The 26,077-nt window shown below is 69.9% G+C and carries 23 protein-coding genes and 5 pseudogenes; 8 read left to right on the forward strand and 20 right to left on the reverse strand.

Annotated features, from left to right (window positions below):
* Positions 1-89 precede the first annotated feature (89 nt).
* The 3 genes from ABD330_RS26965 to ABD330_RS26975 all read right to left on the reverse strand — a co-directional run bounded on the left by ABD330_RS26965 (position 90) and on the right by ABD330_RS26975 (position 2,245).
* The gene (locus ABD330_RS26965; protein ID WP_344468612.1) at positions 90-293 is read right to left on the reverse strand and encodes a CsbD family protein; all 204 of its coding nucleotides are present in this window, start codon (positions 291-293) and stop codon (positions 90-92) included.
* 628 nt (positions 294-921) lie between these two features.
* Positions 922-1,092: a hypothetical protein gene (locus ABD330_RS26970; RefSeq protein WP_344468613.1), complete on the reverse strand. Its 171-nt coding sequence runs from the start codon at positions 1,090-1,092 to the stop codon at positions 922-924.
* Between the two features lie 70 nt (positions 1,093-1,162).
* Positions 1,163-2,245: a mechanosensitive ion channel family protein gene (locus ABD330_RS26975; protein WP_344468614.1), complete on the reverse strand. Its 1,083-nt coding sequence runs from the start codon at positions 2,243-2,245 to the stop codon at positions 1,163-1,165.
* 259 nt (positions 2,246-2,504) lie between these two features.
* Between ABD330_RS26975 and ABD330_RS26980 the strand changes: the two genes are divergently transcribed.
* The 3 genes from ABD330_RS26980 to ABD330_RS26990 all read left to right on the forward strand — a co-directional run bounded on the left by ABD330_RS26980 (position 2,505) and on the right by ABD330_RS26990 (position 3,513).
* On the forward strand, positions 2,505-2,819 hold the full coding sequence (locus tag ABD330_RS26980; RefSeq protein ID WP_344468615.1) for a WhiB family transcriptional regulator: 315 nt from the start codon (positions 2,505-2,507) through the stop codon (positions 2,817-2,819).
* 141 nt (positions 2,820-2,960) lie between these two features.
* The gene (locus ABD330_RS26985; RefSeq protein WP_344468616.1) at positions 2,961-3,233 is read left to right on the forward strand and encodes a hypothetical protein; all 273 of its coding nucleotides are present in this window, start codon (positions 2,961-2,963) and stop codon (positions 3,231-3,233) included.
* 46 nt (positions 3,234-3,279) lie between these two features.
* On the forward strand, positions 3,280-3,513 hold the full coding sequence (locus tag ABD330_RS26990) for a DUF6458 family protein (protein ID WP_344468617.1): 234 nt from the start codon (positions 3,280-3,282) through the stop codon (positions 3,511-3,513).
* A 190-nt stretch (positions 3,514-3,703) separates the two neighbouring features.
* Here the strand turns inward: ABD330_RS26990 and ABD330_RS26995 are convergent, their stop codons facing one another.
* Positions 3,704-5,227 (reverse strand): DEAD/DEAH box helicase, encoded by a 1,524-nt coding sequence (locus tag ABD330_RS26995; protein WP_344468618.1) that lies wholly within the window; start codon positions 5,225-5,227, stop codon positions 3,704-3,706.
* Positions 5,228-5,597: 370 nt separating this feature from the next.
* Positions 5,598-5,801, reverse strand: a complete 204-nt coding sequence (locus ABD330_RS27000; protein WP_030918248.1) for a cold-shock protein — start codon at positions 5,799-5,801, stop codon at positions 5,598-5,600.
* A gap of 503 nt (positions 5,802-6,304) precedes the next feature.
* Here ABD330_RS27000 and ABD330_RS27005 point away from each other — a divergent pair.
* Positions 6,305-6,532, forward strand: coding sequence for a hypothetical protein (locus tag ABD330_RS27005; RefSeq protein ID WP_280723943.1), 228 nt, complete (start codon positions 6,305-6,307; stop codon positions 6,530-6,532).
* A gap of 732 nt (positions 6,533-7,264) precedes the next feature.
* Positions 7,265-7,627 (forward strand): hypothetical protein, encoded by a 363-nt coding sequence (locus ABD330_RS27010; RefSeq protein WP_344468619.1) that lies wholly within the window; start codon positions 7,265-7,267, stop codon positions 7,625-7,627.
* An 87-nt stretch (positions 7,628-7,714) separates the two neighbouring features.
* Here the strand turns inward: ABD330_RS27010 and ABD330_RS27015 are convergent, their stop codons facing one another.
* Positions 7,715-7,876, reverse strand: a complete 162-nt coding sequence (locus ABD330_RS27015) for a hypothetical protein (RefSeq protein ID WP_344468620.1) — start codon at positions 7,874-7,876, stop codon at positions 7,715-7,717.
* A gap of 1,041 nt (positions 7,877-8,917) precedes the next feature.
* Here ABD330_RS27015 and ABD330_RS27020 point away from each other — a divergent pair.
* A pseudogene (locus ABD330_RS27020) lies at positions 8,918-9,197 on the forward strand (helix-turn-helix domain-containing protein).
* A 154-nt stretch (positions 9,198-9,351) separates the two neighbouring features.
* Here ABD330_RS27020 and ABD330_RS27025 read toward each other — a convergent pair.
* From ABD330_RS27025 to ABD330_RS27045, 5 genes and pseudogenes are all read right to left on the reverse strand, one after another.
* Positions 9,352-9,567, reverse strand: coding sequence for a hypothetical protein (locus tag ABD330_RS27025; protein ID WP_344468621.1), 216 nt, complete (start codon positions 9,565-9,567; stop codon positions 9,352-9,354).
* 262 nt (positions 9,568-9,829) lie between these two features.
* Positions 9,830-10,096 (reverse strand): annotated as a pseudogene (locus tag ABD330_RS27030) (flavodoxin family protein); the annotation flags it as partial.
* A 251-nt stretch (positions 10,097-10,347) separates the two neighbouring features.
* Positions 10,348-12,075 carry a thiamine pyrophosphate-dependent enzyme gene (locus tag ABD330_RS27035; RefSeq protein ID WP_344468622.1) on the reverse strand — a complete coding sequence of 576 codons (1,728 nt, stop codon included), beginning with the start codon at positions 12,073-12,075 and terminating at the stop codon, positions 10,348-10,350.
* Between the two features lie 71 nt (positions 12,076-12,146).
* Positions 12,147-13,703 carry an FMN-binding glutamate synthase family protein gene (locus tag ABD330_RS27040; RefSeq protein ID WP_425555647.1) on the reverse strand — a complete coding sequence of 519 codons (1,557 nt, stop codon included), beginning with the start codon at positions 13,701-13,703 and terminating at the stop codon, positions 12,147-12,149.
* A 70-nt stretch (positions 13,704-13,773) separates the two neighbouring features.
* The gene (locus ABD330_RS27045; RefSeq protein WP_344468624.1) at positions 13,774-14,904 is read right to left on the reverse strand and encodes an AI-2E family transporter; all 1,131 of its coding nucleotides are present in this window, start codon (positions 14,902-14,904) and stop codon (positions 13,774-13,776) included.
* Between the two features lie 183 nt (positions 14,905-15,087).
* Here ABD330_RS27045 and ABD330_RS27050 point away from each other — a divergent pair, with 183 nt between their 5' ends.
* Complete coding sequence (locus ABD330_RS27050) at positions 15,088-15,249, forward strand: hypothetical protein (protein WP_344468625.1); 162 nt, start codon at positions 15,088-15,090, stop codon at positions 15,247-15,249.
* A 696-nt stretch (positions 15,250-15,945) separates the two neighbouring features.
* Here the strand turns inward: ABD330_RS27050 and ABD330_RS27055 are convergent.
* The 9 genes and pseudogenes from ABD330_RS27055 to ABD330_RS27090 all read right to left on the reverse strand — a co-directional run bounded on the left by ABD330_RS27055 (position 15,946) and on the right by ABD330_RS27090 (position 25,031).
* Positions 15,946-17,430 (reverse strand): bifunctional phosphatase PAP2/diacylglycerol kinase family protein, encoded by a 1,485-nt coding sequence (locus ABD330_RS27055; protein ID WP_344468626.1) that lies wholly within the window; start codon positions 17,428-17,430, stop codon positions 15,946-15,948.
* A 381-nt stretch (positions 17,431-17,811) separates the two neighbouring features.
* A pseudogene (locus tag ABD330_RS27060) lies at positions 17,812-18,092 on the reverse strand (helix-turn-helix domain-containing protein); the annotation flags it as partial.
* Positions 18,080-18,400, reverse strand: a complete 321-nt coding sequence (locus tag ABD330_RS27065) for a DDE-type integrase/transposase/recombinase (RefSeq protein ID WP_425555648.1) — start codon at positions 18,398-18,400, stop codon at positions 18,080-18,082. The gene ABD330_RS27065 and the pseudogene ABD330_RS27060, both read right to left, overlap by 13 nt.
* Positions 18,401-18,570: 170 nt before the next feature.
* Positions 18,571-19,719, reverse strand: coding sequence for a phospholipase D-like domain-containing protein (locus ABD330_RS27070; RefSeq protein ID WP_344468646.1), 1,149 nt, complete (start codon positions 19,717-19,719; stop codon positions 18,571-18,573).
* A 97-nt stretch (positions 19,720-19,816) separates the two neighbouring features.
* Positions 19,817-19,987 (reverse strand): hypothetical protein, encoded by a 171-nt coding sequence (locus tag ABD330_RS32570; protein WP_425555649.1) that lies wholly within the window; start codon positions 19,985-19,987, stop codon positions 19,817-19,819.
* A gap of 492 nt (positions 19,988-20,479) precedes the next feature.
* Positions 20,480-21,433 carry a YihY/virulence factor BrkB family protein gene (locus tag ABD330_RS27080; protein ID WP_344468627.1) on the reverse strand — a complete coding sequence of 318 codons (954 nt, stop codon included), beginning with the start codon at positions 21,431-21,433 and terminating at the stop codon, positions 20,480-20,482.
* Positions 21,434-21,511: 78 nt separating this feature from the next.
* Positions 21,512-22,234: a diacylglycerol/lipid kinase family protein gene (locus ABD330_RS27085; protein ID WP_344468628.1), complete on the reverse strand. Its 723-nt coding sequence runs from the start codon at positions 22,232-22,234 to the stop codon at positions 21,512-21,514.
* Between the two features lie 89 nt (positions 22,235-22,323).
* Positions 22,324-22,836 (reverse strand): annotated as a pseudogene (locus ABD330_RS32575) (phosphatase PAP2 family protein); the annotation flags it as partial.
* Positions 22,837-23,009: 173 nt separating this feature from the next.
* Entirely contained in the window at positions 23,010-25,031 is a 2,022-nt protein-coding gene (locus tag ABD330_RS27090; protein WP_344468629.1) for an APC family permease, read from the reverse strand.
* Between the two features lie 559 nt (positions 25,032-25,590).
* On the opposite strand from ABD330_RS27090, the pseudogene ABD330_RS32580 reads away from it, so the two are divergent.
* Positions 25,591-25,761, forward strand: a pseudogene (locus ABD330_RS32580) (STAS domain-containing protein); the annotation flags it as partial.
* Positions 25,762-26,077: the final 316 nt, after the last annotated feature.

A 26,077-nucleotide genomic window follows, 5' to 3' on the forward strand; every position in this document is an offset into this window, starting at 1 on the left:
GAGCCGACAAATCCGAAACAGGACAGCTGAAGCGTCAGTCAGTCGATGGGTCAGACCCACCGGCAACATCACCACGAACATCATCACTGTCAGTCGTTGCGCCGCAGGGCGCCCTTCACCCGGTCAGCGGCGTCTTGGACGGCGTCCTTGACGTCGGACACGGCCTGCTTGGCCTTCGACTCGGCCAGGTCGGCTTGGCCCTCGCCCTTGAGTTCCTGGTCTCCGGTCAGGGCACCGGCCTTCTGCTTCGCCTTCCCGCCGAGCTCCTGCGTCTTGTTCGACAGGCTGCCCATGTCCGGTCCTCCGCTTCGTCGTGGATTACTGGGTCGATTGACCGTTCAACTCTCATTTGCTCCTGCAATCCACCTCCCTGCAAGCCGAGCGAACCAGGACGTCCGAGCCGGGACGCCGAGTCGGCCGGCTCGGACGCCCCAGCTCGTGAACGAGTCGCGAGGCGGAAGGTTTGGGATCCCGGAACCGGGTTAGACGACACCCGGAACGCACTGCAGCCAGTACCTGGACGGGTCCACCCCCCCGGCCCTTCCGGAACGGCCCAGCGGCGCGGATCCCACCCGATGGACCCTGCTCCCGGCCGATGCCAACCCCCCGAGGCTTCCGGCCCGGGAGCAGGGTCCCCGTGCTTGCCCGAGTCCACCCAGGGCGAGAGCGTCGATGGTCTCGCCCGGCCCACGGTGGCGGCCTGCACCGCCCGGTCCGGCGAGGACCCCCGGGCCCGCGCGACGGCGCCGAGCGCGGCCGGACCGCTGGAGACCAGGCGGCCGACGGCCAGGATCGCGAGCAGCGGCCCCGGAGGCGTCCGGCCACCGGGCTGGGGCGTCGGTGCTGGGGGACGGCCGAGACGGTGCGGCCTCGCGGCTCGGCCGGGCACCGTCTTGCGGCAGCGCGTCGTAGGTGTGGGGCTCAGCCATGGTGTCCTGGCCGGGCGCTGTGCAGGGTGGCGAGCCGGCGCCGGGTCGTACGGGCGGCTGCCGGGCGTGCAAGGACGGTGCGGCGGCGGGGCCGCTGCAGCGCGGTGGTGACGAAGATCGCGGCGAGCAGCAGCGGTGCGGCCAGGATGACCAGGACGGACATGGTCGGGCTCCTCGGGGTCGTGGGCGGTGGGCGGAGCTCAATGGTCACGGGTCTGCGGGGGCGGGCGGTCCTATGGGGCGTCAGGACCTGCGCGGGCGGCACCGGCGTGGGCGTCGGCGGCTCGGGCGTCGGCCAGGACCACCCGGGGCAGGGCACCGGGGTGTTCCTCCCGCAGGAAGGCGATCAGCTTCTCCCGGACGACGCAGCGCAGTTCGAAGGCGTCACCGGCGTCCCGAGCCGTCATCAGGGCCCGGACCACGATGGTGGAGGGGGTGGTGTCGACCACCTGCAGGGCCTTGCCCTGACCGTCCCAGAGGTCGCACTTCGCCAGGATGGTCTCGAACTCGGAGCGCAGCTCGCCGACCGGGGCGCTGTGGTCGAGGTGGAGCAGGGCGGTCCCGGTGATCCGGGTGTCGTGACGCGACCAGTTCTCGAACGGGCGGCCGGCGAAGTAGGAGACCGGCATGACGATCCGGCGCTGGTCCCAGGTCGCCACCACCAGGTAGGTGAGGGTGATCTCCTCGACGGTGCCCCACTCGCCCGCGACGACTACGTCGTCGCCGATCCGCACCATGTCGCCCAGCGCCATCTGGATGCCCGCGAACAGGTTCCCGAGGGTGCTCTGCGCCGCCACTCCGGCGACTACGCCGGCCAGGCCCGCCGAGGCCAGCAGGCTGGTGCCGACCGTGCGGGCGGCGGGGAAGGTCATCAGCATCGCGCCCAGCGCGACCACGGCGATGGCCGCCTGGCTGATCCGGCGCAGCATCGCCGCCTGGGTGCGGGCCCGCTGCATCCTGCTCCCGTCGTGACGCCGGGCGGACAGTCGGACTCCGGTGTCGATGAGCAGCGCGACCAGACGGCTGGCCAGCCAGGCGAAGGCCACCAGGCAGAGCAGGACCAGCAGATGGCGTACGGCGCCGTTGAGCCGGGGCGTCAGGTGCGCCCAGCCCTCACCGGCCAGCAACAGCCCCACGGAGGCCGCCGCGAGGACGGGCCTCCGACAGCCGCGCAGCAAGGCCATGATCGTGTTCTGCGGGCGATGGTCCGTCAGGTAGCGGGCGACCGCCTCGGCTGTCAGGTCGAGCGCGAAGGCCGCCGCGCCCGCACCGGCCGCCACGGCAGCCAGCTGCAGCAGGCTCCCGAGCAACTCCACGCGGTACTCCATTCCTCCGGTTCCGGCACGCGGGCGGGCGGACCTGACTCACGGCCACGCGCCGCCCGGCCTCCCGCTCCGTGTGCCCGGCCTCGGCGGAGGCATGCATCGGGTCAACGGGCCTGTCGAACTCGGGAGTTGCCTCGGATGCCGAACGCGCGAAGGCCGGGGCCGAGAGGATCCGGTGACGGTGATTGACCCTCCCCAAGCGGGTTATACGACCGGGTAGCCGGCAACCGTCGAGAACGAGAGGGCTGTCATGACGAACATCTCCCGTCTGCCCGGAGCCGTCGCCGACCGCTGGGACTGGCAGTCCCGCGGCTCCTGCGGCCGGGCCGACACAGCGCTGTTCTTCCACCCGGCGGGCGAGCGCGACACCGAGCACCAAGAGCGCGAGGAGGCGGCGAAGGCCGTCTGTGCGCCGTGTCCGGTGCGGATCGAGTGCCGCCGTCACGCCCTGCAGACCCGCGAGCCCTTCGGGGTGTGGGGCGGCCTCACCGAGGACGAACGCCACCGGCTCGTCAGGGCCCGCTCCCGCCGACCGGCGCCGGCCCGTGGCTCCCTGACGGCATGACCGGCGGCCTCCGACGGGCCACACACCGCGCCACCTCCGGTCGCGCTCAGGTCGAGTCCCCACCGGGGGAGCTCACTCGGGCGTTCGGCCGGGCACCAGCTTCGGCAGATCTCCGCTACCCGTACGGGAAAGGCGACAGCCATGAGAAAGGTTACTTCACTCAGTTCGGCGGTCAGAGCGCTCGCCAACGCCGTCGTACTCCTGCTGGTGGCCTGGATCGTTCTCGATCTCCTCGGCGCCAACACCGGCAACATCCTCGTGCACTGGATCCGCAACGCCGCCGACTGGCTCTCCGTCTGGTCCCGGGGCATCTTCTCGGTGCACAGCAGCACGCTGCAGGTCCTGCTGGACTACGGCATCGCGGCGGCCGTCTACGCGGCGATCGGCAATCTCGTCATCCGCACCGTCCGGTGACCCCACGCGGGAGCGCGGACAGACCGTCAACAGAAGGAGAACAGACATGGGAATCGGCGGCTGCGTCATCGTCATCGCGCTGGGAGCCATCCTGGCCTTCGGTGTCGACTGGCACCTGTCGGGTGTGAACCTCCACCTGGTCGGCTTCATCCTGATGGCCGCGGGATTCATCGGACTGTTCACCTACGCGAGTATCTTCCGCCGGCGCGGCCTCCACGGCGGGCGCCGCCCGGCCGTGGGTGAGGTGGTCGAGGAGCGGCGCTACTACGACGGCCTCTGACCGGTGCCCTGCCGACCGGCCGGGCCCGGCTCAGGCCGGGCGCTGGGCGAGCCCACGGACAACGGGGTCGGTCAGCGGCGCGGCGGTGCTGGGGGCGGGTTTCTCGTGCGGTCGTCGTGGGAACCGAGTGTCGCCCACCGGTGCATGATGCGGGCCCGGGCCGTGTCGCGGCCCGGGCCCGCACGGCGTCCTATGCGGCGAGAGCGACACGCCTCGGCGCTGCGCTGCGCGAGCCGCCGGCGGTCTGCGGGTTGCGGCCGGCGTAGGCGGGCCGGCTGCGACGGCCCCGGCTTGCGGAGGCGCTGCGGCGCGGGCGCTCGACCACGGGGTCGGCGATCACGGCGGGGATGCCGGTGGGCACGCGGGCGCCGGTGATGCGGGCGAGCTCCTCGTCGCCGGCGCTGACCCTGGTGGTGACGGGGGTGATGGCGGCGGTGGCCATCATGCGGGCCATCTCGCGGCGCTGGTTGGGCAGCACCAGCGTGACGACGGTGCCGGACTCGCCGGCCCGGGCGGTGCGGCCGCCGCGGTGCAGGTAGTCCTTGTGGTCGGCCGGCGGGTCCAGGTTGACCACAAGGTCGAGGCCGTCGACGTGGATGCCGCGCGCGGCGACGTTGGTCGCGATCAGCGCGGTGACCTGGCCGTTGCGGAACTGCTCCAGTGTGCGGGTGCGCTGGGGCTGGGACTTGCCTCCGTGCAGCGCCGCGGCCTTCACCCCGCTGGCGAGCAGGTCGAGTACCAGGCGGTCGGCGCCGTGCTTGGTGTCGGTGAACATGATCACCCCGCCGTCACGGGAGGCGATGTGGGCGATCGTGGCGTTCTTGTCGGAGTTCTGCACGTGCAGCACGTGGTGCTCCATGGTGCTGACCGCTCCTGCGGACGGGTCCACCGAGTGGGTGACCGGGTCCTTGAGGAAGCGGCGCACGAGCCGGTCGACGTTGCGGTCCAGGGTGGCGGAGAACAGCATTGTCTGGCAGCCTTCGGCGACCTGGTCGAGGAGCTCGGTGACCTGCGGCAGGAAGCCCATGTCGGCCATCTGGTCGGCCTCGTCGAGTACCGTGATGCCGACGCCGTCGAGCTGGCAGTCGCCGCGCTGGATCAGGTCCTTGAGCCGGCCGGGGGTGGCCACCACGACCTCCGCCCCGCGGTTCAGCGCCTGCGCTTGGCGCCCGATCGACATCCCGCCCACCACGGTCGCCATCCGCAGGCGCACCGCGTGGGCGTAGGGGGTGAGCGCCTCGGTGACCTGCTGCGCGAGCTCACGGGTGGGGACCAGCACCAGCGCCAGCGGCCGCCGCGGTTCGGCCTTCTGCCCGGCGGTGCGGGCCAGCACGGCGAGACCGAACGCGATGGTCTTGCCGGAGCCGGTGCGCCCTCGTCCGAGGACGTCACGTCCGGCCAGCGAGTTCGGCAGAGTGGCGGCCTGGATCGGGAACGGCGCCGTGACGCCCTGGCGGGTCAGCACCGACAGCAGCGCCTTGGGCATGTCCAGTTCGTCGAACGACTCGACGGCCGGCAGCGCCGGGGTGGTGCTCACCGGCATCGCGAACTCACCCTGAAGAGAAGAGCCCTGACGGGCACTGCGACCGGAGGAGGTGCGGCCGCCGGCGGGCCGGTCGCCGTAGAAGGAACTGCCGCCGGAGCGGGACCCGTAGGCGGCCCCGCCGGAGCGGGAGTTGGAGCTCTGGTACGAGGAGCGACTGGAGCGGTTCATGCGGGAAACCTTCCTCAGGGCGGCACGTCACGAGGAAGGCTCCGCAGCGCGGGGCGCCGGCGGAGACCGCAAGGGAACGAGCCAGAAAGTGTGACGGGCGGGGCGTGGACGGTAGAACCGTGCGGCACGTCACCTACGGTCGGCGCTCACCGAAAGGAGCGGGAGCGCGAACCTCGAACCGTGAGATCTCACGGCAGGGCGCCGATCCGGACGCGGCGCTGTGCGTCTCGCGTGGGGATGGATGCCAGTGGCGAAGCCAAGGGGCCTGAACGGCCGGGGATGTGCGTCGTGACGCAATGCCGAGGGGCCCACACCGGGCATGTACGCGGTGCGGGCCCCTCGCTGCTAGGCGGGTGCCTCAGCAGAAAAACTACAGCGGACGAATGTTCTCGGCCTGCGGGCCCTTCTGGCCCTGCGTGACGTCGAACTCGACCTTCTGGCCCTCGAGCAGCTCACGGAAGCCGTTGGCGTTGATGTTCGAGTAGTGGGCGAACACGTCAGGACCGCCACCCTCCTGCTCGATGAAGCCGAAGCCCTTTTCCGCGTTGAACCACTTCACAGTGCCATTAGCCATAAAGAAATCTCCTTCGAGGGGCTGTCCGAAGCCCGCACTGTGCGCGCTCCGAGTGCCGCGATGATGACCCACCCGGGGAAGAGCCGGGAAACAAAAATGCGCCTGCGATACATCAGCAGGCGCACACAAAGTTCATGGGAACCACTACTGCAACTAAAATGACTCTAGCAGGCCCCGGCCTTCCGTGGTGGATTATTTCACTCCCGGTTTTTCAGGGGCCTCTCCTCGGGCCCGCTGCCCCCGAGTCGCCAGGAACGCCAACGCTCCCTGTGGGGAGGGTGGTTGACGGCATAGCGCTTGTCCGGGGCGGCGGCTCCACCGGCAGTGCGACATGGACGAGCCCCGAGGCGCGCCGCGTGGGCTCTCGCCACTGCGGCCCCGGCTCGGCCCCGCCATCGGTTCCAGCGGAGACAGCGGACGGCACGATTCGAATTCCGACCCGTTCACATTCGAGTTCCACCAAAAGGCCCCGCTCCCGCGATTTCCGGCGCATACTGCAAGGAATGACGAAATCAGCAGCAGTCCGCCGGCCCCTGCCCACCAGCCCCTTCAAAGCCCGGGTCCAGGCGCCGCTCAAGCGGTTCGCCGTTGGCGACCGAGTCACCCACGACCGCTACGGCCTCGGCCGCGCCATCGGCGTCGAAGGCGACAGCGACATTGCCGTACTCGTCGACTTCGGATCGCGGCAGGAACGCATCACCCAGCCGTACGCCGCGATGTTCAAACTCTGACCCCGGGCGCCACGCGCTTCTCGGCCGAACGTGCTGCACCGCTCGCGGGCGGTCCCCGTGCCGAGACGACGGCGCACCGTCGCCTCGGCATCATCCAGGGGTGCGCACCGCTGGCCATTGATCCCGATGGCCATGTCGAACGGGCCCCGCCGGTCCCGGCCCCGGCGGTAGCCGGAACGACACATGACGATCAGTCACCGTCGGCCGTACGCCGATCGTGCGGGCGCCAGAATCGTCGCGTGGATGACAAACATCTGTTTGAGTCCGTTTGTGAAGTGCTCTCGCTCCGAGGGTTCGAGCCGGCACCGCCGAAGGCGGCCGGCCTCTCCGTACGGCTGCGCCCGGGTGTTGGCCTGGTGCTGGGATGGCGGCCGGGCGAGGATCTGATCGGGCCGACGCTCCACGCCTCCCCGCTTCCCGCCGACGCCGCCGGACGCACCGAGTTCCGCGGCATCCGCAGTGCGCTCACTCTGGCCTTGTCGGAGGTTCTCAACTCCGCGGGCTTCACCGTCGCCACCCTTGGAACCGAGCTGTTCGTCACCGTGGGCCAGTGCGATCCCGGCGCCGCCCCGGCCCTGCCGTGCGCCGCGCCGCAGCAGCCGGCCGGCGCTCGCGGCAGCGGGCACCGGTCGAAGCCCGGCCGCGTAGGCCGGCGACACCCCCGCACGCACCGCAGTCACCGCCTTGGGGCGGACTCCCGGACACCGACCGCCGTGTCCTAATCTGGGACTCATGTCGAACCCTGACGGGCTGCTCGTCGACATCGCCGCGATGGTCGAGTCCGAGCACAGTAACCAGATGTCCTTGACCGTGGTGGTCCCCGGCGCAGTGATCACCGGCAGGCTCGCGCCGGTGTCCCTGTGGTGGGAGCGGGTGGCGGAGGTCCTCCAGGCCTCTGAGCACCTGAAGCCGTTCGCCGCCCTCTTCGCGCCGCCCGCCGAAGGCCCGCCCGCGCGGCCCACCCACCTCCACCTCCACCGCGCGAAAATCCTGCAGGGCAACTTCGCCCTACCCCACACCGGCGGTATGTACCGCATCACCATCGAAGACATCAGCAGCTGGACAATCGGAGACCTCGGTTACTCCGACACCTGAGACGGTGAAAACGAGCGAACTCGCGAGTAGGTGCGGGCCTCGTACAGGCGCGCTGCTCTTGATCAGGGCACCGTAGCACCGGGCCGGCTACCGGGGTACCGACGGACGGCCACCGTGGAACCGGGCGGTGTCGATGGCGTCGCGCAGGGCGGGCAGGTCCGCGATGGCGGCCTGCTCGGCGAAGCGGGCCAGCAGCCGGCGCAGGACCCGTTCGTCCCGGTCGCGGACGGCTTCGCCGATGGCAGCCACCAGTGATGCCTTGGTATGCGGGTCGGGGGTGCGCCCGTGCGGCGCGGTCTGCCGCCCTTCCACCTCGCCTCCCGTTCGTTTGGTTCGTGGTCCCGAGCCGCTGAACGCGGCTTCCTCCGTCTCGCGGCTGCGACTGCGGGTCCGGTCCGTCCGGCCCCCGCGCGGGACGGAGAATACCTCCCCGTCGGACACGGAAAAATCTGTGCCCGCTGGAGTAGACATTGCCTGGTGTCGTGGCTAGTGTTTCTCTCGTAGACGCGGTCAAGCGGTACCCGCCAAACACGAACTTGCGGGCAGTGGTACGGAAGTTCGCAGGTCGGCACGGTGGCAGGGTCCTGAAGCCAGGGAAGGTGCAGGACGGCGACGGGGCTGGCGGCCGGGCTGGGTGGCCCGCAGTGATCGGGGGCCACAGATCAGCGGTACCGCGGTAGTTGCAGGTGCAGTACCAGCAGGTGAAGTTGGGTCGAGCGGTACCAGCAGTCGCGGTAGGCGGTATCTCAGCAAAGGCGCCAGGCTGCGGGCGCGCGTGCTGGGAGTCCGGCAGTGGGGTTCCAAGCCGAGCAGGTCAGCAGGACGGGCGACGGGGCTGGCTGTCGGACCGGGTGGCCCTTCAGGGCTGCAGCAGTACCGGGTAGTTGAAGTTCAGCAGCACCCAGTAGTTCGCGTTACCAGTGGTTGGCAGTACCCGCAGTTCGCAGTATCAGTCCGTACAGAGGATGAACGGAGGGACAGAGCGCCATCAGGATCGCCCGGCCCGTGAGGCAGTCACCCGGGCGGAATCCGAAGACCCCAAGGCAAGGACGGTGGTTTCCGGTCACGCATACGCGATCCCCGCACACCCCCTCCCCCGGGGCCGTGCGGACATAAGGAACCCGGCCACAGGCCGGTAGATGGTGTAAAACCCTTCGGGGCCCCGGGAGCCGCAATGGCCCCGGGGCCCCTCAGCGCGTCCCCGACACAACAAGAAGAGGTGCAGTGACCACGGCAACCATCCGACCGCACACCCCCGACTCCCTCGACGACGACTACCCCGCCTACACCATGGGCCGCGCCGCCGAGATGACCGGCACCACACCCGGCTTCCTACGCTCCCTCGGCGAACAGGGCCTCATCACCCCCCTGCGCTCCGAGGGCGGCCACCGCCGCTACTCCCGCTACCAGCTGCGCATCGCGATGCGCACCCGCGACCTCGTCGACCAGGGCACCGCCATCGACGCCGCCTGCCGCATCGTCATCCTGAGACCAACTCGAAGAAGCCCTGCGCATCAGTGAACAGCTCCGCGTCTCCCAGCACGGCCAGGAAACCGCAGCCGACACCTGACCGCCTACCCGCCCGGCTGGGACCGGTCATCGGCTTCCTGGCGGCGGTGCTCGTGCTGGCCCAGTTCTCCGCTTCCCAGTCGGGACTCTGCGTCCGCTGCGGGGCCACGTAGATCGGACGGTTCGCCACCTGCCCGTCACGCACCTTCATGTGCTCACAGTCGATGAAGATCACCGGACCGCTTGAGTTCTATCGGTGGTTGCGAACGTTCCCGGAAGAGCCGCTCGATCTCCGGCGATCCCTCCTGGGCATCTGTCAGCCCGACGGCCTTGCGCAGGCCGGCCTCCGCCTCAAGAGCGAGCGCATGGTCGCCCGGCGTCAGTTCCCACACCTGACTCTGGATCTGCTGCTCGGCCTCCAGGGCGAGCACCGCGACGGTTCTCCGCTTGTCGATGTAGCCACTCTAATGAGCGGTCCCGGCCTCTGGCACAGCTTCGTTCGGACTGCCGACTGGGCTCGTGCGCGCCCGGATTCTGGACAGATTCCCACCAGATCGCCCGCGTGTCGGGGGAGGGGTCGCTCGTGGTAGCGGGACAGCGAGAGGTACCAGGAGGTTTGGGAAGCGCCCCAGCCGATGGTGCACTGCCCGCTCGCCTGCGTGAACTCTCCCTCGCCGTAGCCGACTCCAGGCGCTACTGAGCCGGGGCCGGCCAGGGACGTCCGGAGAGCGCGGAGGCGACATGGTGGAGGTTGGCGGTCATCGTGCGGCCGGTGGAGTGCGCCCAGGCGTGGCCCTTCTCGTCGTCCAGGTAGTCGAGGCCGGATCCGGGGCCGAGGTGCCAGTACGTCCACGCCTGAGCCGGGATGGTGTACCCGATGTCGACGAGGCCGCCGCAGATCTCGCTGATGACGTGGTGTGCGCCGTCCTCGTTCCCGGTGACGACGACGCCGGCGACCTTCCGGCCCAGCAGCTTGATTACCAGGATCACCCTCAGGCCGGTGTCGGGCGGGGTGGTGCGGGCGCGCTGAGCAACCGTGGTGGGGCAACCACCGGTACGCTGCCGGGGCTATAGGTTTCAGCTGGCGTCGGGCAGGCACGATAGCCAGCCGCTCCGCGCTCCTGGCCGGACGACGCCCGCGCCGGGACGCAGCCACCGGCCTGGAGCTGCCGGACACCGCCGTCGTCGAGGCATCGATGCGCCTGGTCCGCTCAGTCCTCGTTGCTCTGCAGCATCTCCTTGACCTTGGCGATGGCGAATCCCCAGCCCTGCTGCACCGTCGGCTTGCCGGGGACAGCGAGCTCCTGCGGATTGGTCAGTACGTCCAGCAGGACCGGCCCGGGGGTGTCGAAGGCCCGGCGGACGCTGTCCTGGAGTTCGGCGGGGTCGGTGACGCGGATACCCGTGAGCCCCAGGGCGGCGGCGACCGCGGCGAAGTCCGGGTTGTCCAGCTCGGTGCCGAACTCGGTCAGTCCGGCCTGCTCCTGCTCGAGTTTGACCATGCCCAGGCGCCGGTTGTCGAAGACCACGAGCTTCACCGGCAACCGGTACGTCTTCATGGTCATGAGGTCGCCGAGCAGCATACTCAGGCCGCCGTCGCCGCAGAACGCGACGACCTGGCGGTCCGGTGCCCACAGCTGGGCGCCGAGGGCCTGCGGCATGGCGTTGGCCATCGAGCCGAGGTTGTAGGACCCGAGCAGGCGCCGTTGCCCGTGCATGGTGACGAACCGGGAGAGCCAGACGGTGGCCATGCCGGTGTCGGAGGTGAAGATCGCGTCCGCGCTCGCGTACGAGTCCACGGCGGCGGCGAGCGCCTCGGGACGGATGTCGTGGCTGCGGTTGTCCAGCGCGCTGCGCAGCCGTCCGAGGAGGTGCCTGTCGTGACCGGGGTCGGCGAGGCGCCGCTGCGAGGCGCGCCAGTCGTCGAAACGCTCCCGGGCGGACTCCAGGTGGGAGCGGTCCTTGGCGGCGTCCAGGTGCGGGAGCATTGCCCGGAGGGTCGCGCCGACGTCGCCGGCCAGGCCTGCGTCGACAGGTACCCGTCGTCCCAGGTTGCGTTCCTGGAGGTCGATCTGGACGACTTTGCAGTCGGTGGGGTACCAGTCGCGGTAGGGGAAGTCGGTGCCGAGCATGATCAGGGCATCGCAGGTGTCGAGGGCATGGGCGGCGGCGGGATTGCCGATCAGGCCGGTCTGCCCGACCTGGTACGGGTTCTCGCCCTCGAAGCCCTCCTTGGCCTTCAGGGTGAGAACCATCGGTGCGGCCAGCCGTTCGGCCAGCGCCAGTACCTCGTCGCGTGCGTCGCGGGCGCCGCGCCCGACCAGCAGGGTGACCTTGGAGCCCGCGTTGACGATCTCGGCCGCCTCGCGGATACCCGGCTCGTCCGGGCGGGTGACGGGGCGCGTGCGGGGGAGCCGCGCGGGGCGGTCATCGGTCAGCTCCAGGTCGCCGAGGTCGCCGGGCACCGTGAGGACGGCCACACCGCTCTCGCTGACCGCCGCGCGTACGGCCGCCTCCAGCATGCGCGGCATCTGGTCCGGGGAGGTGACGGTGTTGCGGTAGACGGCGACGTCGCGGAAGAGCAGGTCGTTGTCGACCTCCTGGAAGTAGTCGCTGCCGAGCTCGGCCAGCGGTACCTGTCCGGCGATGGCGAGGACCGGGGTGCGGCTCTTGGCGGCGTCGTAGAGGCCGTTGAGCAGGTGGACGGAGCCGGGGCCGACGGTGCCCATGCACACGCCCAGGGTCCCGGACAGTTGGGACTGCGCGCCTGCGGCGAACGCGGCGGCCTCTTCATGGCGGCAGCCGATCCAGTCGACGCCTTCGGTGGTGCGGATGGCGTCGGTGAGCGGGTTCAGTGCGTCGCCGACGACGCCGAACACATGGCGGACGCCCAGTTCCTGCAGGGCGTCGACAATCACACGGGCGACGGTGCGTGCCACGGGCGGGTCCTCCGGTTCATTCAGTGAATACGGGATCGTGTTCACACTCTTCGATCGGGCGGGTCGCCCGGTCACGCGGTGAAGTGGTCGGGATGCGCGGCGTGCCAGTCCTGGGCCCACGCTTCGGGGGCGTCGTTGATGAGTTGCCCTGGGGCGAGCTGCGGGTACAGCTCGGCGTAGGAGCGGATGGTCTGCGGGTCCAGCCTGCGCTGGAGCATGTGCGGGCGCAGCTGGGAGGGTTCGTCGACGCCCATGGCGGCCATGATCTGCAGGGCGCTCTTGACGGTTGCCTCCTGGAAGCGTTGGACCCGCTGGGACTTGTCGCCGACGTCCAGGGCCCGGGCCCGGCGGGGGTCCTGGGTGGTCACGCCGGTCGGGCAGGTGTTGGTGTGGCAGCGCTGGGCCTGGATGCAGCCGATGGCGAACATCATGGCCCGGGCGGAGTTGGTGTAGTCGGCGCCCTGGAGCAGCCGTTTGACCAGGTCGCTTCCGGTGGCGACCTTGCCGCTGGCTCCGATCCGGATCCGGTGACGCAGTCCGGTGCCCAGCAGTGCGTTGTGGACGGTCATCAGGCCCTCGGTGAGGGGCATGCCGATGGTGTCGGCGAATTCCAGGGGTGCGGCGCCGGTGCCGCCTTCGGCGCCGTCGACGATGATGAAGTCCGGGGTGATGTCCTCCTCCAGCATGGCCTTGCAGACGGCGAGGAACTGGCGGCGGGAGCCGACGCACAGTTTGAAGCCGGTGGGCTTGCCGCCGGCCAGTTCGCGCATCCGCGCGATGAAGCGGACCAGTTCGCGCGGTGTGGAGAAGACCCGGTGGTAGGGCGGGGAGATGACGGTCTGGCCCTGTGGGACACCGCGGACCTCTGCGATCTCTGCATTGACCTTCGCGCCGGGCAGTACTCCGCCGATGCCGGGCTTGGCCCCCTGGCTGAGCTTCAGCGACACGCACTTGACCTGCGGGTGGGCGGCCTTCTCGGCGAACTGAACCTCGTCGAAGTCGCCGTCCTTGGTCCGGCAGCCGAAGTAACCTGTGCCGATCTCCCACACCAGGTCGCCGCCGGGTCGCAGGTGGTACTCGGAGAGCCCGCCTTCGCCGGTGTCGTGAGTGAATCCGCCCAGTGCGGCACCGGTGTTGAGGGCCAGCACGGCGTTGGCGGACAGCGACCCGAAACTCATCGCCGAGACATTGAGCAGCGCCATGTCGTAGGGCTGTGAGCAGTCCGGGCCGCCGATCCGCACGCGCGGCGGGTCCGAGCGCACCGCGTGTGGGGCCATCGAGGGGACGAGGAACTCGCGGCCGCTCTCGTACAGATCGAGTTCGGTGCCGAACGGCTCCTCCGCGTCGGTGCCTTTGGCCCGCTCGTAGACGATGCTGCGGGTGTCGCGGTCGAAGGGACGCCCGTCGACGCTGCGCTCGACGAAGTACTGCTGCACCTCCGGTCGGATGCCCTCCAGGGCGAATCGCAGATGGCCCAGCACCGGGTAGTTCCGCAGGACGGAATGCCTGCGCTGCAGGAGATCCCATCCCGCCAGTAGCAGCAGGGACGCCAGCGGACCAGCCGCCAGCCACCACCACGACGACACCAGCGCAGCCGTCACGACAGTGACCGCGGCCACGCACCCCAACAGAGCAACCCAGAATGTTCTCAGCACAGCCACCGTCTAACCCGAATCACGGCGGCCAAGCCACCTCAGGTCAGGTGTTGTCCGTGCGGGGGAAGACGTACTCGTCAAGGACCAGGCCGAGCGCGACCGCCGCCGGCACCGCGACGAGCGCGCCGACGAGGCCCAGCAGCGCGCCCCCGAGGAGGACCGCGACCACCGTCACGATCGGATGTACGTCCACCACGAACTTCATGGCCTTGGGCATGATCAGGTAGTCCTCGAGAAGCCGGAAGGCGATGTAGAAGCCGGCGGTGGCGACGGCGATCGGCAGGGACACCGACAGCGCGACCAGGCTGACGACGAGTCCCCCGATCGTCGAACCCACCATGGGAACCAGGTCCATCAGCGCGACGAAAACCCCCAGGGCCCCCGCGTAGGGCATGTCGGTGGCCGCGCACCAGGCGAAGGTCGCGAGCCCCGCGATCGCGGAGGTCACCACATTGCCCAGCATGTAGCGGCCGGTCCGGTTGAGGATCTCCTCGGTGATCTCCTCCACCGCCAAGCGTCGGCTCCGCGGGACGAAGCGGTAGCAGAATGCCTTGATGACCGGCAGGGCCGCCATGACATACAGGGCGACGCTGATGACGATCACCGTCGCCGTCACGGTGCTCAGCAGGAGCTGCCCCGCGCCGAGCACGCCGCCGAACACCCCGGAGGCCGAACCGCCGGAGCCCAACTGCTCCTTCGCCCGCTCGACCAGGTGATAGTGGTCCTCGATCCGACCGAGCGTCGACTGGTGATCGTGCAGCTGTTGCAGCCACCCCGGAACGGCATCGACCAGTGCGGTCGCCTCCTCGCTGACCGGCGGGATGACCACCGCGAGAAGTCCGGTCAGGGCGACGACCAGAGCACACACCACGACCGCCACTGAGCAGGCTCGGCGAAGTCCTCGGCGCACCAGCCACGCCACCACGGGCTCCAGACTCACCGCGATGAACGCGGCGAGCAACAGCAGCGTGAGCAACGAAGTGAGTTGGAGTACCGCGTCCACCGCATGCCACGCCAGGAGCGCCCCCACACTGAGCGCGAACCCCGCACGGAACCACGACCTCACCTGCGGCGGCCGCCGCTCCGAGGTCTGAATCCGGGTACGCGGTCCGCTACCTCGCCTGGTCGGCGTCAGATCGCGGGCGGTGTTTCCCGTGTGCGCGTCGGGCTCCACAGTCTCTCCTCTGACATAGGACCGTCAGCAGTCGGGCCGACCGCCAGTGACCGTCTGCCCCGCAAAGCCCCCTCGAACGCCCCCGCTCCGGGCCGCGCGTTCGCACATCGACCAGCACGCGGCGTAGAGCCGCGGGACGGGGGTAGGCGGAGCCGAGCGAATACCGACAGCGTTGGAGGAACGATGACCGCCAAGCCCTCGCCGATCCAGCAGAACCCCGCCGATCAGGAGGACGCCGAGCACCGCCCCCACCTGAGTGATCAGAAGCCGCACAAGGTCCCGGCGCACCGCGTGGACCCTGACGATGAGCCACAGCCCCCCGCAGCGGACACCGTCGCGCCCTGACCCCGGACAACCCCGAACGGGAAGGGCGCTTGCCGTCAGAATCGGTTGCGGTCGTGCACCGGCAAGCCCTCCGGCGTGAGAGATGAAACGGTGCCCGTGTGGATGGTGTTTCACGGGCCTTCAGGAGCCGTCGTCCGGTTCCAACACGAGTAGCGCGGCACGCGGGGCCGCCCGCGTGCCGCGCTACTCGTGTTCGTGAGTACCTCCAGAGGACGTCACGGAACCTCCGCCCGATTTCTCCCTGGGTGTCCTTGCGGGAGCGGCGCTGACGCACCCTTCGGTGGCGACAGGCACGGTGGCCGTCGTGAGTGGGGCCCGGGATGGGGGCGAATGGACCGGAACTCGGAGTCGTGGTCGGGCTCGTATTTGACAGGGACCGGGGCGAACAGTCCTACAGCGAGCAGTCCGGGTTCGGCGTGGACGTGGACCACGCGATGAGCCAGACCATGCGCGTCATGCAGCTGAGGCTCGGGCCGCCCGGTTGCCGTCGGCAAGGGACTGACGCAGGTGGCGCCGCGGGCCTGTCAGGGGTTCCAGTTGTGTCTGACCGGGCTGATCCGGCTGGTGGTCACGCACGCTACGCCCGTGACCACCAGCCGGATCAGCTCACACCCCTGGTACGACAGATCGCCCGGGTGCAGATCAAAGCTCGTAGAGCGACCTCGCGAATCCTGGCCCGGTTCGGGCCGTCCCGGGTCACGGTACGGCGGGGTGCTCGGGTCGGTAGACGGTCAGGCCCCTGGCGGCGTTACTCAGCCGCAAGCGGTCGGGGGCTTCCACGGTCTCGCCGTCCAGTGACATATGGGTGACGTCGTGAAGTCTCGTGAGGTCGAGAGCTGACAGTCGCGCCGAGCGGTAGACCCGGGAGCGGGAGAGAGTGCCGGAGAGGAAGGCAGCCACGAGCCTGGTCCGGGCGAACGGGTGGCTGCCGTCAACAACTCGGATGTCGAGCTTCCCCTCGTCCAGCGCGCTGCGGTGGCTTGGGGCGAAGCCCGGCGGGTCGTAGGATCCGTTACCCGCGAAGAGCAACCACACCTCTCGGGGCTCTCCAGCTACCTCGAGCTGAACGGGCTCGGCGGTGGCGAGGACACAGACGAGTGCCACGGCCAGCGCAGGCCACTTGCCGAGATGCTTCTCCAACTTCTCTCTCATGAGGACGAGTTCAGGGTAGACGCCCAGGCTGAAGGTATTGAGGAACAGGTGGTTGTCCCCGGCGATGGAGACCCGGCCCACGTCCACGGCGGCGCCGCTGCCGGCCTCAACCGCCTCGGCCGTCGAGCGCAGACTGTGCGTCCCGAGGTCGACCGCGAAGTGGTTGAGGGTGCCCCCGGGGAACACCGCCAGCGGCAGACCTCGCTCGGACGCCACCGAGGCGGCCAGGTTGACGGTCCCGTCCCCGCCACACACGCCCAGAGCCCGGCAGCCTTCGGCGGCTTCGGCCATCACCTTCGCCAGGTCGTCCCCGTGGCCGCAAACCCGGATGTCGGCCGCCGGCAACAGCTCGCGCAGCTCGGCGACCACGCCGTCGGGGGTGGCGTCGAAGCCAGGCAGGAGCTGGCTGCCCGATCTGCCGTTCACCACCACACTCAGTCCTTCGCCACGTGGTAGCGCCGGGACGGCGACGCCCGGCCTTGCGGCGCTGGCCGGGCTGTCGGCCCGACGAGGCCACCAGCGCAGCGTGAGTGCGGCCATCGAGGCGCCGAGGGTGGCCCCCGCGATCACGTCGCTTGGGTAGTGCGCGCCGACGAAGACCCGGGAGGCCATCACCGCGCCCGCCACGGGTGCCGCGATCGCGCCCAGGGTCGGCGACTCCAACGCGAGACCAGTAGCGAAGGCGGCGGCCGACGCCGAGTGCCCCGACGGGAAGGACGTGGTGAAGGGCTGCCGGGCGAGCCTGCGAACCAGCGGTACGTCGTTGAGCAGCGGCCGTTGACGTCTCGTTACGGACTTCGCCACCAGGTTGGCCGCCGCCGAGGCCAGGAGCAGCGATCCCACGCCGCGCAGCGCGGCCCTGCGAGCGGTGCGGTCACCACTGGCCGCCAGCAGCCCTGCCGAGGCCGTCCACAGGACGCCGTGGTTCGCCGACCGGCTCAGCCGGGGCAACCAGACATCGACGCCGCGCAGTCGTGCGCGCGCCACCCGCGCGAAAAGCCTGCTGTCGAGTTCCGTGATCCGTCCCATGGCAGCTCAGCTACCCCACTGAGCGCTCCGCATGCACGCCCAGACAAGTACCGGCGACATGGGCCCGCCTGACGGATACGCGGATGGCTCAGGTCTCGGCGACGAGCCGGGCTCGGCTATGCACCAGCGCTCCTCCCGCACTGCGGCCCGCTGCCGAAGTCGACGTTCACCAGCCATGATGCCAGCCGGGAGGAGAGGTGCGGGGTCGGGAGTCCGCCGAAGGTATGGCGGGTGGATGACGGGATACAAGGAAAGGGCGCTTCACCAGGCGGAGTCAACCGGGGCAGCATCCGGCGTCGACGCCTCTTCTCGTGACTCCGGAGGGATGACGGACGACTGCGGAAACCGGGCCGCTTGATCAGTAGACGCCCGCAGGAGCTCGATCTCCCGCACCCCGGCGTCCTGGGCCCGCAGCAGCGCGATCTCCTCGCGTTCGGCGAAGGACAGGTACCGGCCCGAGTCAGGTCCCAGCCGAAGGGTGGGCATGCCGCCGCCCTCGCGGAACCACCGCGAGCCGACCACCCCGAGACACCGCACGCGATCCCCGCCTCCTCGCTGGTCATACCCTCCGCGATCCGCACCCAGAACTCCCGCTCCACACCGCGCCGGATCGGGGGCCGCCCAGGCGAACGCATCGCCGGACGCCCCGTCAGCGTCGTGATCCAACCTGCTGGCCGTCCCATGCAACACCATCCCGATCAAGGTGTTGCGACCACCGGTTGAATCCGCCTTGACAGCCGCGATCCGAGTGGAAGACCACCGGGCCGTCGGGCCGACGGCTGGGGCAGGCGGCCCGCAGGGCGTCGGCGACGAGTTCGATCCGCAGGTGGTCGGCGGTGGCCCAGCCGACGACGCGGCGCGAGGCGATGTGAATGACGGAGGCCAGGTAGAGCCAGCCCTGATCGGTCGGGTGTACGTGATGTCGCCGCACCAGCGGGTGTCGACGGCCGCCGGGATCAAGCTCACCCATGAACCACCGAGACCAGGGCCGGGCAACACCTCTCGACGCGCGGGCCGGGGCCACCCATGGCCGTACCTTGGCCTTTTCGCGGCACCGCAGACCGGTTTGAGTGCCTTTGCTCTCCTGCCTGAGGGAGGGGTGGTTCATCTTGGCGCGCCTCCTGGGCCGATCCCCTCTGACTACAGGAAATGTCGGATCGGTGCGGTGGAGGCCTCGAGGGCGCGCCGACCGACGGAACGCCGGCGCCAGCGTGCCGGGTTGAGGGGTTCGCTGCGGGCGAGATCCTCGTCGAAGTGCTGGTCCAGGCGTGCGGTGAAGCTCTCGTCGATGGCGGCGAGCATGATCTCCTCGTCGTGGTCGAGCGAGCGGCGGTTGAAGTTGGTCGACCCGACCAGGGCGGCGATGCCGTCCACGGTGATGACCTTGGCGTGCATCATCGTCGGCTGGAACTGCGAGATCTTCACGCCGCACGCGGTGAGGTCCTCGAAGAAGCGTTCGCCGGCGAGCTGGCACACGCGCTTGTCGGTGTGCGGCCCGGGCAGCAAAATCTCCACCTGCACGCCCCGGGAGGCCGCCGCGCACAGCAGGTCGATGAAGTAGCGGTCAGGGGCGAAGTAGGCGGTGGCCAGGCGCAGCCGTTCCTCGGCGGAGGCGATCACGACGCGCAGCAGGGTCTGCATGTCCTGCCAGCCCACGCTGGCCGACCCGCGGACGACCTGGACGACGCAGCCACCGGGCTGTTCGTGTTCGCCGAAGCGGTCCGCCGCGTCGTAGAGGCCGTCGTCGCGGCATTCGGCCCAGTTCTGGGCGAAGGCGGCTGCGATGCCGTCCACGGCCGGGCCGCGGACCTGGACGTGGGTGTCGCGCCACTCCCGTGGGTTGCGTGCGTCGCCGCACCATTCCTCGGCGATGCCGACGCCTCCGGTGAAGGCCGTTCGGGCGTCGACGACCAGGAGCTTGCGGTGGCAGCGGTGGTTCTGTTTCAGCGGGGAGAGCCAGACCGGCCTGCGGAACCAGGCGACCTGGACGCCGGCGGCGTCCATCAGGTCCAGGAGGTCCTGTTCGATCAGGCGGCTGCCGAAGCCGTCCAGCAGCAGTCGTACCCGGATGCCCTCGGCTGCCCTGGCGGCCAGGACGTGGGCGAACTGCCGGGCGATGTCGCCGCGCCAGTAGACGAACGTCGTCATGTCCACGGTGTACTGGGCTTCCCGGATGGCCTGCAGCATCGCGGGGAAGATCTCGTCGCCGTTGCGCAACGGCAGGAGTTCGTTGCCCTCGGTCGCGGCGATTCCTATCAACCGCTCCAGGCGCCGCCGCAGGGCCTGCATTCGGGTGGCGAGATCCTCCGAAGGCTGGTCGGTGGGCCGGGTGTCGCTGTCGTGCAGCACGTGGTCTCCCTATATGGAGGTGGGCAGCATCATCGGATCAGCGGCCGGGATGCGAATCCCGCGACGGGCCGTTGCCCAGTTCGGGCTCCAACGCCTCGGTGACGGCGGGGACGCCGAGGCCCATCTCACCGCGCCAGCTGTCGAAGGCCCAGGCGGTGGAAACGACAAGGGCAAGTCCCAGCAGCCATCCCCCGAGAACGTCGCTCACCCATGTGCACGCCGAGCGCGACGCGGGTGTAGCCCACCCCGAGGACCGAGGGGAGCGCCGCCGACCAGGCAAGGGGCCGCCGCCTCGGTCGCCGCCGCCCACACGGCCAGTCGCCAGGCCCCGCGGTTGAGAAGCCAGCAGACCGCGGCGGCGACGAGGAGTCGCATCGTCCATGGTCCCCAGAGGTAGTCGCTGCTGACGTGCAGGACGCTCACCCAGCCGGGGTGGGCCAGGGGCGGCGCGGTGCAGATCGTCGGCGGTGCCCTGGTCGAGATCACGCAGCGGTTCCCGCCGCGACTCGATCAGTAGCAGCAGGATTCCGCAGGGAACGGCTCCCGCGGCGAAGGCGGCTGCAGCGACCAGCAGGCGCGCGCCGAAGCGCCGGTCGGCGCGGGAGCGCCGTGTCGGGGGAGTTTCAGCCGTGAGTCTCATGATGCGCAGCGGCTACCCCGTTTCGGGGCGCTCAGCGCCCACAGGACGAAGTCTCGGGGCTCAGGCGCCCGGGTCGGGGCGGACGGGTTCCGGTATACCGGCGCGCACTGCTTCGAGTTGGGCGGCGAAGGCGACGCCGAGGAAGAGCGCGATCGCGGTCAGGTAGGACCACAGCAGGAGGGCGACGAAGGCGCTGAGCGGGCCGTAAACGGCGTCGAACGATCCGCTGATGCCTACGTAGGCGCTCAGTGCCCAGGTGAGGGCGGTCCACAGGATCAGGTAGACCCCGGCGCCGAAGGCCAGCCAGGTGTAGCCGGGTTGAGCGCGCCGGGGCGCGCGGCGAAAGATCACACTGGCTGACAGCAGGGCCAGGAGCAGGCCCAGTGGCCAGCGCAGTAGTGTCCAGGCCTTGGTGACCGTGGGGCTGAGTCCGTACACCTCGCCGACGGACTGGGCGATGTCCTGGCCGGCCACCATGAGGACGAAGCCCAGGCCGAGCGGGAGACCGGCGAGCACGGCCATGCCCAGGCCCCGGGAGTACTTCAGGAGGAAGGGGCGGTCGCGCTCGTCACCGTAGATCCGGTTGGCTCCGCGCTCGATCTGACACATCGCGGTGGCGACGTTGACGAGCGAGAAGAGCGCGCCGAGCCAGACCGCCGCCTGCCCTCCGCCGTCGGCGTGATCGCGGCTGCGGTCGAGGACCTGCTGGATGACGTCCGAGCTGGGGCCGGCGCTGAGTCGGCGGATGGTCAGCTCGACCATCCGGCCGATCTGCTGAGTGTGCAGGACGGAGGAGAGTCCGACGACGGCGATGGCGAAGGGCACCAGCGACAGCGTGGTCTGGAAGGCGAGGGCACGTGCGTGGCTGAACCCGTCGGCGTAGCGGAAGCGCAGGAAGGCGTCGCGGGCGAGCCGCCACTGGCCGTAGTGCCGAAGGGCCGACAGCGCCTCGTTGGCTGAGAGTTCGTCACCTTTCAGATGGTGGGTCTGCTGGACGTGTGTGGCGGTGCCCATCACATTCTCCTGTCGGCTGGGCGGGTTCGGGCTGCGGCGGCACCACTGATCAGGGCCGGGCAGGGGTCACGGGGCCCTCTAGATGTCCCGGGCTCGCCGGGTACCGCGTGCGGGTACAGGGCGTGGCGCGCGGAGCAGCAGGGCCCGGGGTTGTATCTCCACTCGGAGCGTGCGGCCCGCCGGCACGGGTTCGCCGTCGACTTCGCGTGGAACGTCTTTCTCGAAGGCGAGGTCGATGCGGTGAGCTCGGAAATACTCGATCGGGCCACCGGCAGCGAACTGCGGCGCGCACACGCGGACACCGGTGGGGCGCTGGGTGAGGAGACGGAGCAGAGCTCGGAGCCAGCCGCCGAACCCGCGAGGGTTGAGCAGTACGAGATCGAGCCGACCGTCGTCAGGGCGGGCTGCGGGCAGGAGGGGGATTCCGCCCTGCAGGGAACCGACGTTGCCGATGACAACCATCCGTGCCCGGCGCGCAGCGGGGGGCTCGTCGTCGAGCTGGATGGTCGTCCAGAACGGATGGTCTCGTAGATGCCGTAGGCCGGGGAGCGCGTACGCGGGCCAGCCCAGTATGTTCTTCAGCCGGCGGCTGGTCTGAGCCATGATGGCGGCGTCGAGCCCGGCGCCCGCCATCGCGGCGACGTAGGTGTCCTTGATCCCGTCGCCGCTTGCCAGAGCGAGGTCGGCTCGCCACGGCTGGGCGGCCAGGGCAGCGGCGAGGGCCCGGCCCGGGTCCGTGGGTATGTTGAGGTTGCGGGCCAGCAGGTTGCCTGTGCCGCAGGGGACGATAGCGAGTTCCACCCCCGGTGTCGACAAGTAGCGGATTGATCACCACCTTCGCGCGCTGGGGCAGTGGAGAGCGTTCGCGGGCGGGAGTTTGCCGCCAGCAGTAGCGCGAAAGCCGGCCAGCGCGAGGGCTGGCTCAACCGGCAGGCGGCGAGGATGGCCAGTCCTCCGTAAAGGGCCAGGGCCGCCCCCGTATGCCCGGAGGGAAAGCTGGAGGTCGGCGGAGCTCCGTCGAGCCTGAAGACGTTGGGACGCGGACGCGCCACGACGACCGTGGTCACCAGGAAGACCACCGCCTGAGCCGCCACGCTGCCCCCCAGAAATGCGGCTTCGCGCCATCTCGGCCGGGGTGGTACCAGGGCGAGGGCCAGCATGCACGACAGTGCCAGCGTCACCACTACGGGCGTGCTGGCCAGTTCCGACAGCCAGGAGGTGACAGCAACGCCGACCGGGCTTCTATGGGCCGCGAGCGCGCGGTCGATACCGTCCCCCGACCACACTTCTCCGGCGACCGCCAGCAGGTGGACCGTCACCAGCCCGGCGCTCACCATGCACGCCACCTGCCCCAGCAACAGCACCGCGGCCCGGAGCGCGGCACGTCTTCCCTCCAACGTCATGCGACCCTTCTGCCCGCGTTCCCCCCGATCATCCCCACCCGTGTCCGGTCGCCACTCACCTACGCCCGCGCCGGGGATCCCGCTCCCGACATCAGCTCAGCGCGGACAGTGCCATCGTGCGAAAACCGAAGGAGAGCGGGCGACGGCTAACGGCCACGGGAGCCAGCGTCGAGTCAGCCGACGGGAATGTGGCCTTGCGTGGACTCCTGCCGTTGCGACGTGCCCTTCTGAAGGGCCCGTGTGACGTCGAACGGTACGAGTGTGGCGGCGACGTGGGGAAGCCGGTCGACGGCCTGGGCGAGCCGGTCGCCCGCCCGGGCGTGGAGCAGACGGCCACTGAGGGGTCCGTAGGTGCGGCGCGGGATGAGCAGCGTGACATCGGTGTGCCCGTCGGCCGTGGCGCTTGCGGCCAAAGCGGCCACCGCGTGGGGCAGTCGGCGGTCCGGACACTCGATGATCTCCAGGGACACGTCGGCGGCGCGGCTGGCGGCCCAGCGGTGGCGCAGCTTTTCGGCGTGCTGTTCGTCGATCATGAAGTGCACCGCGTGGAGTTCGGTGGGGCGCAGGCTCTGTGCGTGGTGCAGGGTGTTGATGACGGCGAGGTCGAGCCGGTCCACGAGAACGTAGGCGAGGCTTCGGTTCCGGAGCTGGACGGTGGAGGATGCCGGGGCGGCCTCCAGCGCGCTGGTCTCGGCGCAGTAGCGGTGGTTGGTGCGGATCAGCGCCCAGACGCCGAACGGGAAGACGACGACGACCATCCAGGCGCCCTCGGTGAACTTGGTGACCGCGAAGACCACCACGACGGCTGCCGACGCCAGGGCCGCGGCCGCGTTGACGGCGATCTTCGCCGTGCGGTGCTTCTCCCGGCGCGTCCAGTGGTACTTCACCAGGCCGGTCGCCGCCATCACGAACCCGGTGAAGACGCCGATGGCGTAGAGCGCCACCAGCTTCGTCAGGTTGCCCCGGGTGACGACGAGCAGGACCAGCGAGGCCGCCGTCAGCACGATGATGCCGTTGGAGAAGGCGAGCCGGTGGCCCCGGACGGTCAGCTGCCGGGGAAGGAAGGAGTCCTCGGCGACGAAGCTGGCCAGGAAGGGGAAGCCGTTGAACGAGGTGTTGCCGCCGGTGTAGAGGATGAGCGCGGTCGCGATCTGGACGAAGGCGAACATCACGTTGCCGAAGCCGCTCTGGCCGAAGACCAGGTGCGCCTCCTGGGCCAGGACCGTGGGGCTGCCCGAGGTGAAGGGCACCGCGTGGGTCTGCCAGGCGAGCGTGGAGACCCCCAGCACCAGGACGCCGAGGACGCTGCTCATGATGACCAGCGTGCGGCGGGCGTTGGGTCCCTGCGGGCTGCGGAAGGCGCTCACGCCGTTGGAGATGGCCTCCAGGCCGGTGAGGGAGGAGCCGCCGTTGGCGAAGGCGCGCATCATGATGAAGAGCGAGGCGCCCATCAGCATACCGCCGCCCGGATGGCCGACGTCGATGACGCCGGGTGCGTGCAGGTCCGCCTCGCTCAGCCTCGGCAGGTCGCCCGCGACGAGACGGACCATGCCGACGATGACGGTCAGCCCGGTCGCCCCGATGAACAGGTAGGTCGGTAGCGAGAAGGCGTTGCCGGCCTCGCGGATGCCGCGCAGGTTGCCGTAGCAGAGCAGGCACACCACACCGACGGTGATCCACAGCTTCTCGTGATCGATGTTCACATTCCCGAGCACGCGCAGCAGCGACGCGACCGCGTCGGTACCGGCCGCCGTCTGGACGGCTACCGTCACGATGTAGTCGATCAGAAGCGCGACCGCCGCGACCTGCGCCACCCGCGGCCCGAAGTTCTCCCGCGCCACCACGTACGAGCCGCCGGTGCGGGTGTACGTCATCACGACGTCGCGGTAGGAGAGGGTGAGCAGCAGGAGCAGCCCGAGGATGACTCCGGTGACCGGCATGACCAGCGCGAAGCCGGCCACGCCGACGGCGGGGATCAGCTGGGTCAGCATCTGCTCGGTGCCGTACGCGCTGGAGCTGATGCAGTCCGGCGCGAGCACGCCCAGCGCGATCGGCTTGGACAGCTTCTCGTTTCGCAGCTCCGCACTCACCAACGGCGGACCCAACAGCGCCCGCTTCACCCGGTATCCCAGGCCTTCCGGGAGATCGATCTCCTGCGGGCGCCTACTGTCCAGGCGGTCCGGTGCTGCGGTCATCCGTCATCCCCTCCGGTCACGCGTGCAGGCGTCGGTCCGGATCGGCGCCTGCTGACTCCGCCTTGTGAAGCACCCTCTCCTTCTTGCCCGTCATCGACCTCGTATGCCTGAAGGGATCGACCGGCCTCGTGCAGCTCTCCCACTCCGCGTGCGACGTGACTCAGAACGCTCGCTGCCGTGGTACCCGGCCACGGTCATCGAACTGGCGACACGTGAGGTGATCGGATACGCGATGGCTGAAGCTCCACCTCGCGGTTGGGCACTCTCCCCCATGGCGGGAGCCTCCTGCTCGGCTCAGCAAACCGCACGGAGGCCCCCGGCACCGCTCCCGCTATCCTCCCGGGAGTGTTTGACCTCGGGTCATTTGCGAGAGCGTCGCTCTCAGGGATCAGGTGTGGCGTGTCGGGCGGAATGGGTTTCGAGGGCGTGGCGAGGATGCCGCCGGAGGGCGGGCACAGTCGTGGAGCAGTGAGACCGGGGCGGTCGCGTGTCGCCTGATCAGCGATCTCGACCTTGACACGCTGGTGCCTGCCCGCTCTCTTCTGGGGGAGGTCCTCGAGTCGAAGTGGACCTGGCTGGTGTCACTTTCCGCGACTCCTCTGGCCTGGACCTCCTGCTGCAATTGCGGCTGGACGCGCAGGAGGGCGGCGTTCCGATGGGGCTGGCGTCGGCGTCGGAGCAGGTGGGCCGCCTCTTGAACATCACCGGTGCCATGCAGGTCTTCTCAGTCCACCCCTCGGTGTCGGTAACGGGTGAAACGATTTCAGCCGTTGCCGACACTCGGTTGGCGACGCCCTCTCCGAGAGCTGACACCAGGGTGCCGGACCCGTCCGGGCGGAGGGGTGTTCACCCGCCGCCACGGGGCAGTCGACCCCATGGCAGCGCAACCCGCCTCTTCCTGTGCTTGGGACCGAGCCGAGAGGATGAACGATTTGACCCGCAGTGGCGGCCCCCCCGCCATCCAGTGACGCGCAGCACCCGTGCCTGCCGACTGCGGGCCAACGGCGGCGGCTGCTGTTGGCCGGCCTGCGAGCACAGGTGGCCCG

Origin of the sequence: Kitasatospora kazusensis, from assembly GCF_039529945.1 — a bacterium.
GTDB classification, from domain to species: Bacteria; Actinomycetota; Actinomycetes; order Streptomycetales; family Streptomycetaceae; genus Kitasatospora; species Kitasatospora kazusensis.